At 69.1% G+C, this 13,585-nt stretch carries 15 protein-coding genes and 1 riboswitch; of the genes, 9 read left to right on the forward strand and 6 right to left on the reverse strand.

Features of this window, described 5'->3' with window-relative positions; translation table 11 throughout:
* Nucleotides 1-24 precede the first annotated feature (24 nt).
* The gene (locus ABZX61_RS55810) at nt 25-555 is read right to left on the reverse strand and encodes a C40 family peptidase (RefSeq protein WP_355208821.1); all 531 of its coding nucleotides are present in this window, start codon (nt 553-555) and stop codon (nt 25-27) included.
* 48 nt (nt 556-603) lie between these two features.
* Nucleotides 604-747, reverse strand: a riboswitch (cyclic di-AMP (ydaO/yuaA leader).
* A 101-nt stretch (nt 748-848) separates the two neighbouring features.
* On the opposite strand from ABZX61_RS55810, the gene ABZX61_RS55815 reads away from it, so the two are divergent.
* On the forward strand, nt 849-1,895 hold the full coding sequence (locus ABZX61_RS55815; protein WP_350729660.1) for a 3-isopropylmalate dehydrogenase: 1,047 nt from the start codon (nt 849-851) through the stop codon (nt 1,893-1,895).
* 217 nt (nt 1,896-2,112) lie between these two features.
* Nucleotides 2,113-3,210: a branched-chain amino acid aminotransferase gene (locus tag ABZX61_RS55820; protein WP_355208825.1), complete on the forward strand. Its 1,098-nt coding sequence runs from the start codon at nt 2,113-2,115 to the stop codon at nt 3,208-3,210.
* Nucleotides 3,211-3,248: 38 nt separating this feature from the next.
* Here the strand turns inward: ABZX61_RS55820 and ABZX61_RS55825 are convergent, their stop codons facing one another.
* Nucleotides 3,249-3,893, reverse strand: a complete 645-nt coding sequence (locus ABZX61_RS55825; protein WP_350729663.1) for an O-methyltransferase — start codon at nt 3,891-3,893, stop codon at nt 3,249-3,251.
* Between the two features lie 59 nt (nt 3,894-3,952).
* Between ABZX61_RS55825 and ABZX61_RS55830 the strand changes: the two genes are divergently transcribed.
* Nucleotides 3,953-4,597, forward strand: coding sequence for a thioredoxin domain-containing protein (locus tag ABZX61_RS55830; protein WP_355208828.1), 645 nt, complete (start codon nt 3,953-3,955; stop codon nt 4,595-4,597).
* A 192-nt stretch (nt 4,598-4,789) separates the two neighbouring features.
* A complete protein-coding gene (gene cimA, locus ABZX61_RS55835; RefSeq protein ID WP_350729667.1) occupies nt 4,790-6,367 on the forward strand; it encodes a citramalate synthase in 1,578 nt (525 codons plus the stop codon).
* Nucleotides 6,368-6,434: 67 nt separating this feature from the next.
* On the opposite strand, the gene ABZX61_RS55840 is transcribed toward cimA, so the two are convergent.
* Nucleotides 6,435-7,385 carry a GNAT family N-acetyltransferase gene (locus ABZX61_RS55840; RefSeq protein ID WP_355208831.1) on the reverse strand — a complete coding sequence of 317 codons (951 nt, stop codon included), beginning with the start codon at nt 7,383-7,385 and terminating at the stop codon, nt 6,435-6,437.
* Nucleotides 7,386-7,633: 248 nt separating this feature from the next.
* Nucleotides 7,634-8,416, reverse strand: a complete 783-nt coding sequence (locus ABZX61_RS55845; RefSeq protein WP_355208834.1) for a helix-turn-helix transcriptional regulator — start codon at nt 8,414-8,416, stop codon at nt 7,634-7,636.
* Nucleotides 8,417-8,512: 96 nt separating this feature from the next.
* Between ABZX61_RS55845 and ABZX61_RS55850 the strand changes: the two genes are divergently transcribed.
* Nucleotides 8,513-9,337 carry a sugar nucleotide-binding protein gene (locus tag ABZX61_RS55850; RefSeq protein ID WP_355208837.1) on the forward strand — a complete coding sequence of 275 codons (825 nt, stop codon included), beginning with the start codon at nt 8,513-8,515 and terminating at the stop codon, nt 9,335-9,337.
* 46 nt (nt 9,338-9,383) lie between these two features.
* On the opposite strand, the gene ABZX61_RS55855 is transcribed toward ABZX61_RS55850, so the two are convergent.
* Nucleotides 9,384-10,247, reverse strand: coding sequence for a helix-turn-helix domain-containing protein (locus ABZX61_RS55855; protein WP_355208840.1), 864 nt, complete (start codon nt 10,245-10,247; stop codon nt 9,384-9,386).
* A gap of 77 nt (nt 10,248-10,324) precedes the next feature.
* Here ABZX61_RS55855 and ABZX61_RS55860 point away from each other — a divergent pair, with 77 nt between their 5' ends.
* The 3 genes from ABZX61_RS55860 (at nt 10,325) to ABZX61_RS55870 (ending at nt 12,114) form a co-directional block, all read left to right on the forward strand.
* Nucleotides 10,325-11,161: an alpha/beta fold hydrolase gene (locus ABZX61_RS55860; RefSeq protein WP_355208843.1), complete on the forward strand. Its 837-nt coding sequence runs from the start codon at nt 10,325-10,327 to the stop codon at nt 11,159-11,161.
* Nucleotides 11,162-11,277: 116 nt separating this feature from the next.
* The gene (locus ABZX61_RS55865; protein ID WP_350729677.1) at nt 11,278-11,640 is read left to right on the forward strand and encodes a VOC family protein; all 363 of its coding nucleotides are present in this window, start codon (nt 11,278-11,280) and stop codon (nt 11,638-11,640) included.
* A 93-nt stretch (nt 11,641-11,733) separates the two neighbouring features.
* Nucleotides 11,734-12,114, forward strand: a complete 381-nt coding sequence (locus tag ABZX61_RS55870) for a nuclear transport factor 2 family protein (RefSeq protein ID WP_355208846.1) — start codon at nt 11,734-11,736, stop codon at nt 12,112-12,114.
* Nucleotides 12,115-12,128: 14 nt separating this feature from the next.
* Here the strand turns inward: ABZX61_RS55870 and ABZX61_RS55875 are convergent, their stop codons facing one another.
* On the reverse strand, nt 12,129-12,749 hold the full coding sequence (locus tag ABZX61_RS55875) for a TetR/AcrR family transcriptional regulator C-terminal domain-containing protein (protein WP_355208849.1): 621 nt from the start codon (nt 12,747-12,749) through the stop codon (nt 12,129-12,131).
* Nucleotides 12,750-12,822: 73 nt separating this feature from the next.
* Between ABZX61_RS55875 and ABZX61_RS55880 the strand changes: the two genes are divergently transcribed.
* Nucleotides 12,823-13,578 carry an SDR family oxidoreductase gene (locus ABZX61_RS55880; protein ID WP_355208852.1) on the forward strand — a complete coding sequence of 252 codons (756 nt, stop codon included), beginning with the start codon at nt 12,823-12,825 and terminating at the stop codon, nt 13,576-13,578.
* Nucleotides 13,579-13,585 lie beyond the last annotated feature (7 nt).

Genomic DNA, 13,585 nt, shown 5'->3' on the forward strand with positions numbered 1-13,585 from the left:
TGGGGAGGCGGACGCCGCGGCCTCCTACAGGGTGGCCGTGAGGGTGGTGGGCGTTTCGTCGCGCTGCTTCTGGAGCTTGGACCAGAGCCGTACGCCCTTGCGGTCGGGGCGGACGCCACCCACGAAGGAGTCTCTGCGCCAGGAGGTCAGGCGCTCTTCCTTGACCACGTCACCCGTGTGCGGCGAGTGGACCATGTAGCCGGGCCGGGAGATCATCCCGACATGCCCGAGGCCGTGGAAGAAGACCAGGTCGCCGGGTTCGAGGTCCTTCCAGGCGATCTTCTTGGTGAACGCGCCGTACTGTTCGGCGGCGGTGCGGGGGAGTTCGATTCCGGCGTGCTCGTACGCCCTGAGCATGAGCCCGGAGCAGTCGTATCCGCTCGGGCTGGCGCCGCCCCACACGTACGGGGTGCCGCGCTTGCTCATGGCGAACTTGATGGCGACCTTCCAGGCGGGCTTCGGAGCCTGTTTCTCCTGGATTTCCTTGATCTGGCCGCCGGTCAGGGTGGTGAGGTCGTCGATCTTGGCCGAGGCATGGGCTGGGGAGGCCAGCATGAGCCCGGCGGCGCCCGCCGCCAGGACAATGGCGATTCGAGACAGGGGTCTGTCCTTCCATAAGGCCGGCCGGGTTAGCTGACGGGCTCGGGCCTGGAAGTAGCCCTACGGCATGGGGGTGCCGACTCGCCCCAGGGGGAATGTGGGTCCCCGGCTCCACGCAACGGCGCGCGGATTAGGCTGGTCGGTGACTTTAACGAAACGGTCAAAGAACCGCAATACCGGACAAAGGGGGCGTCCGAAAGATGAGATGAAGTGTTCGTCAGCCGAGACGACGCGGTAAGGTACCGCCCATGGAGTCGCGTAACATCCGTCTGGCCGTCATCCCCGGCGATGGGATCGGCACCGAGGTCGTGGCCGAAGGGCTCAAGGTCCTGGAGGCAGTGGGCACGAAGATCGAGCCCACTCACTACGACCTGGGAGCCGCACGCTATCACCGTACCGGCGAGACGCTGCCCGACGCCGTGCTCGAAGAGCTGCGCGGCTACGACGCGATCCTGCTCGGCGCCGTGGGCGACCCCAGCGTGCCGCCGGGCATCCTCGAGCGCGATCTGCTGCTGCGGCTCCGCTTCGAGTTCGACCACTACGTCAACCTGCGCCCGGTCAAGCTGTTCCCCGGCGTGGAGACCCCGCTGGCCGACACGCCGCCGGAGAACATCGACATGATCGTCGTCCGCGAGGGCACCGAGGGCCTCTACGCGGGCACCGGTGGCGCCATGCGGCGCGGCACCCCGCACGAGATCGCCACTCAGGAGTCGCTCAACACCGCCTACGGTGTCGAGCGCGTGGTGCGCTACGCGTTCGAGAAGGCCGTCACGCGGCCGCGCAAGAAGCTGACGCTCGTCCACAAGACCAACGTCCTCACCTTCGCCGGTGACCTGTGGCAGCGCACGGTCAACCGCCTGGCAGCGGAATACCCCGACGTCACGACCGACTACTGCCACATCGACGCGGCCTCGATGTTCTTCGTGAGCCAGCCGGAGCGGTTCGACGTGGTCGTCACCGACAACCTGTTCGGCGACATCATCACCGACCTGGGCGCCGCCATCGCGGGCGGCATCGGCCTGGCCGCCAGCGGCAACATCAACCCCGAGCGGTCCGCGCCGAGCATGTTCGAGCCGGTGCACGGCAGCGCCCCGGACATCGCCGGCCAGGGCAAGGCCGACCCCACCGCGACCATCCTGTCCGTCGCCATGCTCCTCGACCACCTCGGCCTGCACGCCGAGGCGGCCAAGGTCGAGCAGGCGGTCGCCGATGACATCCTCGAGCGGCTGGCCGGCTGGGCGGGTCGCACCACCCACGAGATCGGTGACGACATCACCGCGCGAGTATCCGGCTAGGACCGCCTAGCCCCCAACGCGCCTGGTGGTCCGACGAGGGCCGCCAGGCGCTTTTTTGCGTCCAAAAGGGCTGATCGCCGCATTGGCCGCTTGCCATCCCATATAGCGAGACAATAGGAAGTACCGGGACTGCCTTCCGGGCAGCGCCCGCTCACCAGCACCGATCCGCAGATTTCTTGTAGATTTGGGCAGATTCGCAGAGAGAAGGACCGACGTCATGACCATCGCTCAGAAGCTCAGCTTCGACGTGCAGCTATCCGACCACGCTCGCACCGCGGCCGAGCGGGAGCAGGTACTGGCGAACCCCGGCTTCGGGCAGACCTTCACGGATCACATGGTCTCGATCGACTACACCGAGGGGCAGGGCTGGCACGACGCCAAGCTCCTTCCGTACGGCCCGCTCTCGCTCGACCCGGCCACCTCGGTCTTCCACTACGCGCAGGAGCTGTTCGAGGGGCTCAAGGCCTACCGCCAGGCCAACGGCTCGATCGTCGCGTTCCGCCCGTACGCGAACGCCGCCCGCTTCAACCGCTCCGCGCTCCGGATGGCCATGCCGGAGCTGCCGGAGGAGGCTTTCGTGGAGTCGCTCGAGCTCCTCGTCCAGACCGACAGGGAATGGGTGCCCACGACCGAGGGTCACAGCCTCTACCTGCGCCCCTTCATGATCGCCACCCAGGCGGGGCTCGGTGTCAACTACCCGTCGAAGTCGTACAAGTACATGGTCATCGCCTCCCCGGCGGCCTCGTACTTCACGGGTGGGCTCAAGCCCGTCTCCGTCTGGTTGTCCACCGAGTACACGCGGGCCGCCCCCGGCGGCACGGGCTTCGCGAAGTGCGGCGGCAACTACGCGGCCGCGTTCGTCGCGCAGCGGCAGGCCGTGGAGAACGGCTGCGACCAGGTGGTGTGGCTGGACGCCCACGAGCACAAGTACGTCGAGGAGATGGGCGGGATGAACCTGTTCTTCGTCTTCGGTGACAAGCTCGTCACCCCCGCGCTGACCGGCACCCTGCTGCCCGGCATCACCAGGGAGTCGATCCTGGAGCTGGCCGGCGACCTGGGCCTGGAGACCGAGGAGCGCCTCATCTCGATCGACGAGTGGCAGGCCGGATGCGAGTCCGGGGAGCTCACCGAGGTGTTCGCGTGCGGCACGGCAGCCGTGGTCACGCCGGTGGGCACGGTGAAGGGCGCCGACCGCTCCTGGAGCGTCGCCGACGGCAGCCCCGGCCCGGTGACGATGCGGGTGCGCGAGGAGCTGGTGGGCATCCAGTACGGCGCCCGCCCCGACGCCCACAACTGGATCCACAAGATCGTCTAGTGGGGACGGCCGGGTCCGCGAGGGCCCGGCCGCCGCGCCTAGTTCTTCCTGATCAGGGTCATCCCGTCCGCGACCGGCAGCATGAGCACCGTCACCCGCGGATCCTCCATCACCAGGTCGTTGAACTGCCGGATCTCCACGGTGGTCTGCTCCTCGTGCGCCGGGTCCGCCACGTGGCCCCGGCGCAGCGTGTTGTCCGCCACGATCAGGCCGCCGGGCCGCAGGCGCTCCATGAGCAGCTCGTAGTAGCCGGGGTAGTTGCCCTTGTCGGCGTCGAGGAAGGCCAGGTCGACGGTCTGGTCGAAGGCGGCGAGCGTCTCCAGCGCGGGCCCGAGCGTGAGCGTCACGCGGTCCTCCACCCCGGCCTCGCGCCAGTAGCGGCGGGCGACGGAGGTCCACTCGTCGCTCAGGTCGAAGCAGTGCAGCCGCCCGCCGGACAGGCCCCTGGCGATGCACACGGACGAGTAGCCGGTGAACGTCCCCACCTCGACGACGACCTGGGGCGCCACGAGCTGGGTGATCATGGTCAGGAAGGTGCCCTGATCGGGCGAGATCTGCATGCCGGCGGCGTCCCCGGTGGCGCTGAGCGTCTCCTTCGCCAGTTCGTCCAGCAGGGCGTCGGGCGGGGTCGTGTGCGCGAGGACGTACTGTGCTACGGCGGGATCTAGGAGGTATGCCTTCATATATCCATTCTCCCGGCATCGGGTAAGGTCTGCGCGATCAATGAGGTGAGAGTGGGCTGATGATGAAGCGGTTGCTGGCGGTGGCGCTCGCGTGCGTGGCCATCGCCATACTCGGGGTGGTGTCGTTCTCGGAGCCGGGCCGATCGTCCGACGGGGTGCGGCTGACCCGGCAGATGGACGGATCGATGGTCCTGGCCGACCGGGGCGGGGACGCCCCTGTGCTGGACGTGTACGAGGACTTCGACTGCCCGATCTGCAAGGACATGCACGCCAAGGTAGACGGCACCATCAGGAAACTCGCCATGGAAGGCAAGGTCAAGGTCGTCTTCCACCCGGTGACGATCTTCCAGGAGGAGCCCATGCGCTCCAACTCCATCCGCGCCGCCGCTGCCGCCCGCTGCGTCCCCGAGGAGAACTGGCTCGGCTTCAGGGACGAGCTGTACGCCATGCAGCCCGCGCCGCACGGCGAGGCGTCCGGATTCGCCGTCGAGGACCTGGTCAAGGCCGCCAGGCAGGCGGGGGCGTCGGTGGACGAGTGCGTCAGGTCGCAGTCGTACGCGCAGGCCCATCTGGCGGAGACCGCGAAGGTCCGCCTCCAGGGCACGCCCACGGTGCTGCTCGACGGGAAGCTGCTGGGCAACGAGGCGTTCGACCCGGCCGCGCTCGAGCGCGTCATCACAGGTGGTGACGGCGTCACCGTGTAAAGGGTTGTCCCAGAAGCTGAGATCGATGTGCCAGATGCTGAATGCGTATGGCAGACTGGGCGGCACCATGTTCTACGGTCTGCTCATTATCAGCAGGCGCGCTGGCTGACAAGGGACACCGCCAGCGCGCAGACCTCTCACGTCCGTGAGGGGTCTTTTTGCTTTCCAGAGGCTTCCAGAGAAGAGAGACTCATGGCCGACGACCGCTTCCACGTATACGACACGACGCTGCGTGACGGCGCTCAGCAGGAGGGGCTCAGCCTCACCGTCGCCGACAAGCTCGCCGTCGCGCGCCACCTGGACAGCCTGGGCGTCGGTTTCATCGAAGGGGGCTGGCCGGGCGCCAACCCCAAGGACACAGAGTTCTTCAGGCGTGCTCAAACAGAGCTGGACCTGAAGCACGCGCAGCTCGCCGCGTTCGGTGCGACCCGCCGAGCCGGTGTGAAGGCAGCCGACGACCCGTTGGTGGCCGCATTGCGCGAATCCGGCGCGCCGGTCGTGACCCTTGTCGCCAAGAGCCACGACCGGCACGTGGAGCTGGCCCTCCGCACGACTCTCCAGGAGAACCTCGCGATGATCCGCGACACGGTCTCTCACCTTCGTGCGGAGGGACAGCGAGTCTTCCTCGACGCCGAGCACTTCTTCGACGGTTACAAGTCCAACCCAGCCTACGCGCTCGAAGTCCTCAGGACCGCCGCCGAAGCCGGGGCCGACGTCATCGCCCTGTGCGACACGAACGGCGGCATGCTCCCCGACGAGCTGGCCGAGATCGTCCACGAGGCCGTCCTGACCAGCGCCCGCGTCGGCATCCACTGCCACGACGACACCGGCTGCGCCGTCGCCAACACCCTGGCCGCCGTCAAGGCCGGGGCCACGCACGTACAGGGCTGCGCGAACGGCTACGGCGAGCGCTCCGGCAACGCCAACCTCTTCACGGTCGTGGCGAACCTCCAGCTCAAGCGCGGCTTCGACCTCGTCCCCACGACCGCCCTCGCCGAAATGACCCGCATCGCCCACGCGATCACCGAGGTCACCAACGTCACCCCCAACTCCCACGCCCCGTACGTCGGCACCTCCGCCTTCGCCCACAAGGCCGGCCTGCACGCCAGCGCCATCAAGGTCGACCCCAACCTCTACCAGCACATCGACCCCGCCGCCGTCGGCAACGACATGCGCATGCTCGTCTCCGACATGGCCGGCCGCGCCTCGGTCGAGCTCAAGGGCCGCGAACTCGGCTACGACCTCACCCCGGAACACACCAAGACCCTGGTCGAACGCGTCAAGGACCTGGAGTCGCGCGGATTCACCTTCGAGGCCGCGGACGCGTCGTTCGAGCTGCTGCTGCGCGACACCGTGGAGGGCAAGCGCAAGCGCCACTTCGAGGTCGAGTCGTGGCGCGTGATCGTGGAGCGTACGAAGGGCGGCGAACTGGTCAGCGAGGCCACCGTCAAGCTCCACGCCAAGGGCGAGCGCATCGTCGCCACGGGCGAGGGCAACGGCCCCGTCAACGCCCTGGACAAGGCCGTGCGGCTGGGGCTGGAGCAGCTGTACCCCGAGCTGGCGAAGCTGGAACTGGTGGACTACAAGGTCCGCATACTCGAGGGCACCCACGGCACGGACGCCATCACCCGCGTCCTCATCACCTCCAGCGACGACACCTCCGAGTGGGCCACGGTCGGGGTGGCGGAGAACATCATCGACGCGTCGTGGCAGGCCCTGGAGCAGGCAGTCACCTACGGCCTCCTCCGCGCCGGCCACAAGACCGCCTGAGCGGCGGTCCTCCACTGCGGCCGAGCCAGGCGGAAGGTCGTTTGTGGCCTCCCGCCCGAGGCCCGGATCAGTCCCAGGTCATGTTGATCGTGCGTTCGAAGTTGACGTATCCGGCGCGTTGGAAGGCGCTCGCCATGGGAACGTTGCCGAGATCCGTGGCCGCCCGGATACGCGGGACGTCCTGCGCGCTGAGGATACGGGTGCCTTCGGCAAGGATGTCGTTGATGTAGCCGTTGCCTCGGTGCGCGGGCAGCACGGCGAGGTAGCCGATGATGGGGTTGTAGTCGTTGCGGGCCGGGGTGACGAACCCCACCGGCTCGCCGTCCGGCAGCGTCGCGACCCGCCACCAGTCTCGCGGGCTCCGGTAATGCGCAAGCTCGTCCTCATAGTGTCTGACCGCCGCTTCACGGGGGGACATCCGGGTCAGATCGTCGCGGCTGTGCGCGTCCAGCGTGCCATCCAGGACCAAGGTCATCAGGGCGAGGATATCTTCGGTGTCCCGGACCGGCCGGAACGCCAGGCGTCCACCGGGATCGGGGATCGGCGTCCCGGGGCGCCACTCCAGGCGCAGCCGTTCGACGAGCAGGCGGGCGCCGGTCCGTTCCAGGGCGGCCATGCGGTCCTCGACGACGCGCCTGGTCGCTCCGGCCTCGCGCCAGTCAGGCGGGATCATGCGGTTGTACCCGGGGGGACGGGTGCCTGCCGGGACGACTTCGGCCATGGCGGTCTGCAGCAGGCGTACGCCGATCTCTATGCGCTCGTGATCCGCGCTGCTGTCGTCGATGTCGAAAATGTCCAAGAGGAACGGTGTGTCGTCGCCGTTCCGGCCCCACCAGGCGGCTCTGGCCACCAGGTGGTCGCCGCGAAGGGCCGCCCACATCCACTGCGGTCGGCGGCGACCGGCGGCGAGGTCGTCCGCCAGTTCCTCGTTGAGGACGTAGGGAAGCCGGGAGAAGAGGTTGAGTTCTTCGTGCCCGGTGATCGGGCGGATGGTCAGGTCGTTCTGGTTCACGGTCAAGGCACTCTCCGGTGAAGGCGCCTGTCCGCTCCGGGGTCAGACGTGGTCCGCGCCCCGGGAGGACACAAGCGCAGTGATCATGGGGATCATGGGCTTATCCCTCCTCTCGATGTCGTGGCTCCTCGGTCCTGCCGACAGGAGTCCGGCAGCAAGGTCTATCTGATCGCCGCCCCTCGCGCAAACCTTTTGTGATCAGCGCACCCGGAGACTGATGTCGCTGTGACTCCTTGTCCGGGGAGAGCCGTTGATCACGAGGTGGCCAGGCGACGCAGGTAGGCGGTGGTCGTGGGGTCAGCGGGGAAGAGGGTTTCGATGGCGATCTCTTCGAGGGTGATGTCGAAGGCCGCCCCGAACGTCGTGATCGTGCTGAAGAAGCTCAATTCGACCCCGTCGTGCCGGAGCCGGATGGGCATGGCGATGTCGGCGGCCCCGGCGGTGGGCGGGTCGTCCTCGCTGCCGTAGGACCGGAGTTCCTCGTACAGCGCACTCAGTTCGGGGTCTCCCGTGCGGGCGGCCTGGCGGGCGAGCCGAGGCAGCAGGTACGCCCGTACCTGCCCCAGATTCTGCAGCCGGGGCGCGAACCCGCGCGGGTCCAGGCCCAGCCGCATCATGTTGACCGGCGATTTCAGGAGCTCCGGGTCGACGCCGTCCAGGAAGATCTCCATGGCCGGGTTGCTGAGCAGCACGTTCCAGTGGTGGTCCACGGCGACGGCGGGGAACGGCTCGTGCCCGCGCAGCACGCCCTGGATGGCCTCGTACGCCTGCGCCAGCTCCGGGTCCTCCAGCGGGCGCCGCTCGTAGGCGGGGGCGTACCCGGCGGCGACCAGGAGCCGGTTGCGTTCGCGCAGGGGGACGTCCAGGTGCTGGGCCAGGTGCAGGAGCATCCGGCGGCTGGGGACCGTACGGCCTGTCTCGACGAAGCTGATGTGCCGGCTGGACACGTCCGCCTGTACGGCCAGGTCGAGCTGGCTCAGCCGGCGGCGCCGGCGCCACTCCCGCAGCAGTTCGCCGACCGTGCGATCGCGATGCATGCTCCAGTTCTACCGGGCCGCCGTGGTGAGCCGGGCGGGACCTACCACTACCGGCGTAACGTCGTGGCGTAGCACAGTCCGCTACGGTCGCAGCTCATGAGAATCCTCATCGTGGGCGGCAGCGGCTTTCTCGGCGCCGAACTCGTGCGCCAGTCCGCGACGGCCGCTGACGTCGTGGCCGCGACCTGTCTGACGCGGCCGGGAACGGCAGCGGGGGTCGACTGGCTGCCGCTCGATGTTCGCGACCGTACGGCCGTGGTCGACCTGATCGGTGCGCTCAGCCCTGACGTCGTCATCAACGCGGCCTACCGCCAGTCGGACTGGGCGACGACGGCCATGGGCGCCGCTCACGTGGCCGTCGCGGCCTCCGGGAACGGCGCACGTCTGGTGCACGTGTCCAGCGACGCCGTCTTTTCGGGCAGGGCGATCACCTACGCCGAGGACTGCGTGCCCGACCCGGTCAGTCCGTACGGAGCGGCGAAGGCGGCCGCGGAGGTGGCCGTGCAGGCGATCGATCCTGCGGCGGTGGTCGTACGGACGTCGCTGATCATCGGTGCCGGCGGCTCTCCACACGAGGACTTCGTGCACGCGCTGGCCGCAGGCGGCACGCACGGGGTGTTGTTCACCGACGACGTGCGCTGTCCGGTGCATGTCGGTGATCTGGCGGCAGCCCTCCTGGAACTCGCGAACTCCGATCGCGCCGGGATCCATCACGTGGCCGGGGCGGATGCGGTGAGCCGATATGAGCTGGGCTGCCTCGTAGCCCGGCGCGACGGACTGGATCCGGCTCGGTTGCCGTCCGGCCGGCGTGCCGACACCGACCTGCCTGGGCCGCTCGATGTGCGGTTGGACTGCGCCGTGACCCAGCGGCAGCTGCGGACCAGGCTGCGCGGTGCGCGGGAGTTCGTGACCGCCCGGTAGCGGTGGGCCGCCTCACATCTGGCCGGCGACCGAAGCAGTGGCCGTCTCACGTGCGGCCGACCGGCGAACCGGCGGGTGTCACCTGGCTGGGCCACGCGATGTCGTCGACCGCCAGAAACGGCTCGCCGGCCACGGCCGCGGGCGTCACCCCGGTGAACGCCACGACGTCCCGATGCAGGTGGGACTGGTCGGCATAGCCGGCGTCGGCCGCGACTCGGGCCGGGCCCTCACCCGCGACCAGGCGGTGGGCGGCATGATCGAAGCGGACCAGCTTCACCGCGCGTTTGGGCGGCAGGCCGATCTGCGAGCGAAACCGGGACCACAGGCGCTTACGGCTCCATCCGACCTCGGCCGCCAGCCCGTCGACCCGGACCAGGCCGCGGCCGGCGACGATCCGCTGCCAGGCCCAGGCCACCTCCGGGTCCACCGGCGGCCTCGCCTCATGCCGGCGGGCGAGCAGCGCGTCCGTCAACGCGAAGCGTTCCTGCCACGACGAGACCTCGCTCAGCCGTTCGCGGAGGCGGGACGCCTCCCGGCCCCACAGGTCGTCGAGGGCCACCATGGTGCCGTCGAGGTCGGCGGGGGAGACGTCCAGAACCGCGCGTGCGATCGCCGGGGACAGGCGCACCTGCACGCACTCGACGTTCTCACCCCGTGCCCGGACCGCGCCTCCGGACCCGAGCCCGGGCCCGGCGACGATGCTTCCCCGCTGCTGCCGCCCGGCGGCGTAGTCCATGACGGCCGAACCGGCGCCGAACTCCACCAGCAGCGTCACGGCCGGATGCGGGACCATCCGGAGCGTGTCCAGGTCACGGACCCGGAACCCGGCCATGGTGACACCGGCCACCCGGCTGGGCCGCCGCGGGCATGCCACGTCCCACACAGCCGCGCCGTGCACGAATGTCCGCACCGTTTCATGCTACGCGGGCCGATCGAGGGGAACATTTGTCCAATCCAGCCACCCGTACCGGCGGCGACAGTGGCCTCATGACCATTTCTGACGGTGGCACCGAGGCCACCGAGACCCTGTCCTTGGACGACGGCGACATCCACGTGTGCCAGGACGGCCCCCGCGACGCGCCCCCACTCCTGCTCATCCACGGGACGGCATCCTCGGTCATGTGGTGGGACCTGCTGGTTCCGCTGCTGACCGGATCCCATCGCGTCATCCGGATCGACCTGCTCGGGCACGGCCGGTCGGGCCAACCGGCCGACGGTAGCTACGCGGTCCCGGACCAGGCACGCAGGGTCGGCGCGGCGCTGGACCGGCTCGGCGTCGAGCACGCCGTGGTCGCCGGCCATTCCAGCGGCGGCGCGGTCGCCACCGCCCTCGCCGAGCAACGGCCCGACCTGGTGACCGCGCTCGCGCTCATCAACACCGGACCCAGCATGGACGCCTTCATCGCGCAGGAGTCCGCCGCGATCGGCCCCTCGCAGTGGCCGCCGAGCGACGAGCTGATCCGCCAGTTCTCGAGCACCGGTTTCAGGCGGGCGGACCACCCGATCCCGCAGGCGTTCGTGGACGAGCTGCGCGGTATGAGCTTCCACGCGTTCGTCGCGATCATGCAGGCGCCCCGCGAATACCTGGAGGAGCGGGCGCTCCCGGATCGGCTGAAGGCCCTCGGCAAGCCGCTGCTGGTGATCTTCGGTGCGGAGGACCGGAGGTGGCGATCCTCGTCCGCGGCCGACTACGGCGTCGTTCCGGGCGCGAAGATCGAGCTGCTGCCCGGTTCCGGACACTCGCCCATCGTGGAAGATCCGCCGCGGACCGCCGAACTGCTCCTGGCCTTCACCGCGATCCACCGTCGATCACGTGGGATGTGACGCCGGCGGGTTCGGCAAGGTCGGCTCACATAGGCTTCTGCTGTGTCGCGCTGCGCAGAGAGGGCAGTGCGGGCATCGCTGACAACCGACGCGGTCGAGCCGACAAAGGGATATCCATGATCACCCACATCAACGTCGCCGTCATGTACGTAGCCGATCAGCAGCGGTCGGTGGATTTTTACGTCGACAAGCTCGGCTTCACCAAGACCGTCGATGCTGAGATGTGGCCAGGTGCGCGCTGGGTGGAGGTCAAGCCGCCGAACGGACAGACCTCGATCACCTTGCACAGCGCGGAGGCGTTCGACAAGAAGCCGGGCGAGGGCGCCTTTCTCACCTTCGCCTGCGATGACATCGACGAGACGGTGCGTCAGTTGCGTGCGCTCGGCGTCACCGTGACCGACCCGGTAGAGGAGGCCTGGGGCACTTACATCAAGGCCACCGACCCGGACGGCCACGAGGTCATGATCTCCAAGAAATGACGGACCAGGAGCTCCCCTGACCCCCTGGTAACCGGTTGTCCATTACATGGGATGTAATCGACGGGCCGGGCCGGGACGCCGCATGGTGGGCCCATGAGTGAGAACGGCATTGCCGGACGCAACAAGGAAATCGTCCTGCGCGGCTTCTCGGAGTTCGCGGCGGGGAACGTGGAGATACTTCGCGATCTGCTCCGGGAAGACTTCATCGAGCACAGCCCGGGAAATCCCTCAGGCAGAGACGCGTTCATCGAGTTCATCGCGAGCGCCCCGGTCGCCGGGGCGAAGCTCGACCTCAAGCGGGTCATCGCCGAGGACGACCACGTGATGCTGCACTATCACATGGTCCCGCCAGGGGACGGGCGCGGGATCGCGGTCGTCGACATATGGCGGATGGTGGACGGGCAGATCGTCGAGCACTGGGACGTGGTGCAGCCGGTGCCCGACCCCGGCGAGATCCCGAACGGGATGTTCTGACGGCGGCCGCCGGCTCAGGGTGAGGCGCCGACCATCAGGGGCCAGACCGCCGCGGAGAGCTCCTCGGGGGTGCCCGGGCACCCCCGCCGCACCCAGTCCGCCGCCACCGACAGCAGCGCCCCCGCGACGAACGCCGCCGGAACGTCATGAGGGATGTCCGCAGGATCGTCGACATGGGTGGAGCCGCCGTCGTCCGGTGAGGTGTGCTGTCCGCTGACGTGGATGGCGACGGTCATGCGGTGCCGCAGGTGGTCCTGGAGCCGGGCGCTGCCGTCGGGGCCCAGCAGCGCCCGGTACAGGTGCGCGTGCTCGGCGACGTGCGCGAACAGCCGCGTGGTCTCGACGGGCGGCTCGCTCCGGGCCACCACGTACCGGCCCAGCTTCGGCGCGGCGGCGACCAGGCCGTCGAACATCGCCGCGCAGGCCGACTCGGCGAGGGCGTGGACGTCGGAGAAGTGGTCGTAGAAGGTCGAGCGGTTCAGGCCGGCCCGCTTGGTGACGTCGGCCACCGTGATCTGCCCCAGTTCCTTGTCCAGGACCAGATCCAGCAGCGCCTGCTGCAGCGCGGCCAGGGATCGCCGCGCGCGGGGGTCGGCCTGGACGCGGCCGGTCGGCGGGGGCTTCTCTTCGGGCACGGGCTCAGTGTACTTTGACGACACCCGTTGTTTAGCCGACAGGTGTTGGATAGTGCGAAGGGAAGGAGCCGTCATGGGTTCGTTGGAGGGCAAGGTCGCGATAGTGACAGGCGCCGGGCAGGGGATCGGGCGCGGCATCGCGACGGCCATGGCCAAGGAAGGCGCCTCGATCGCCGTCGTCGACCTCAACGGCGAGGCGGCGGCCGGGACGGCCGGCGAGATCGAGCGCCTCGGCGCTGCGGCGATCCCGCTGACCTGCGACATCCGCGACTCCGCTGCCGTCGGCGCCGCGGTGGCCGCGGTGGTCGAGCGGTTCGGCACCGTGGACATCCTGGTCAACAACGCGATGGCGGCCCGCGTCGGGGTGCCGCTGGAGGAGATCACCGACGAGGATCTCGAGCTGGCGTTCCGCACCGGCCCCATGGCCAGCACGTACTTCATGCGGGCCTGCTTCCCGCACCTCAAGGGCGGCGGTCGCGTCATCAACCTGCGCTCCGGCTCCGAGGTCCAGGGGCTGGTCGGTTACGGCGCGTACGTCTCGGCGAAGGCCGCCGTCGGCGGCCTCACCAGGACCGCGGCCCGCGAATGGGGTGCCCACGATATCACGGTCAACGCGATCTGCCCCTTCGCGCTCAGCGAAGGGGCGAAATCCTACTTCGACACGCGGCCGGACGAGCTGGACGCGGCGCTGTCCGGCCTGTCGCTGCGGCGCACCGGTGACGCGGAGGCCGACATCGGCCGCGCCGCCGTCTTCCTGGCCGGGCCGGACGCCTCATTCATCACCGGCTGCTCGATCATGGTGGATGGAGGCGGCTCTTTCCTGGGCTGACGGCAGG

This window comes from Nonomuraea sp. NPDC003709 (assembly GCF_040610775.1).
GTDB lineage: Bacteria > Actinomycetota > Actinomycetes > Streptosporangiales > Streptosporangiaceae > Nonomuraea > Nonomuraea angiospora_A.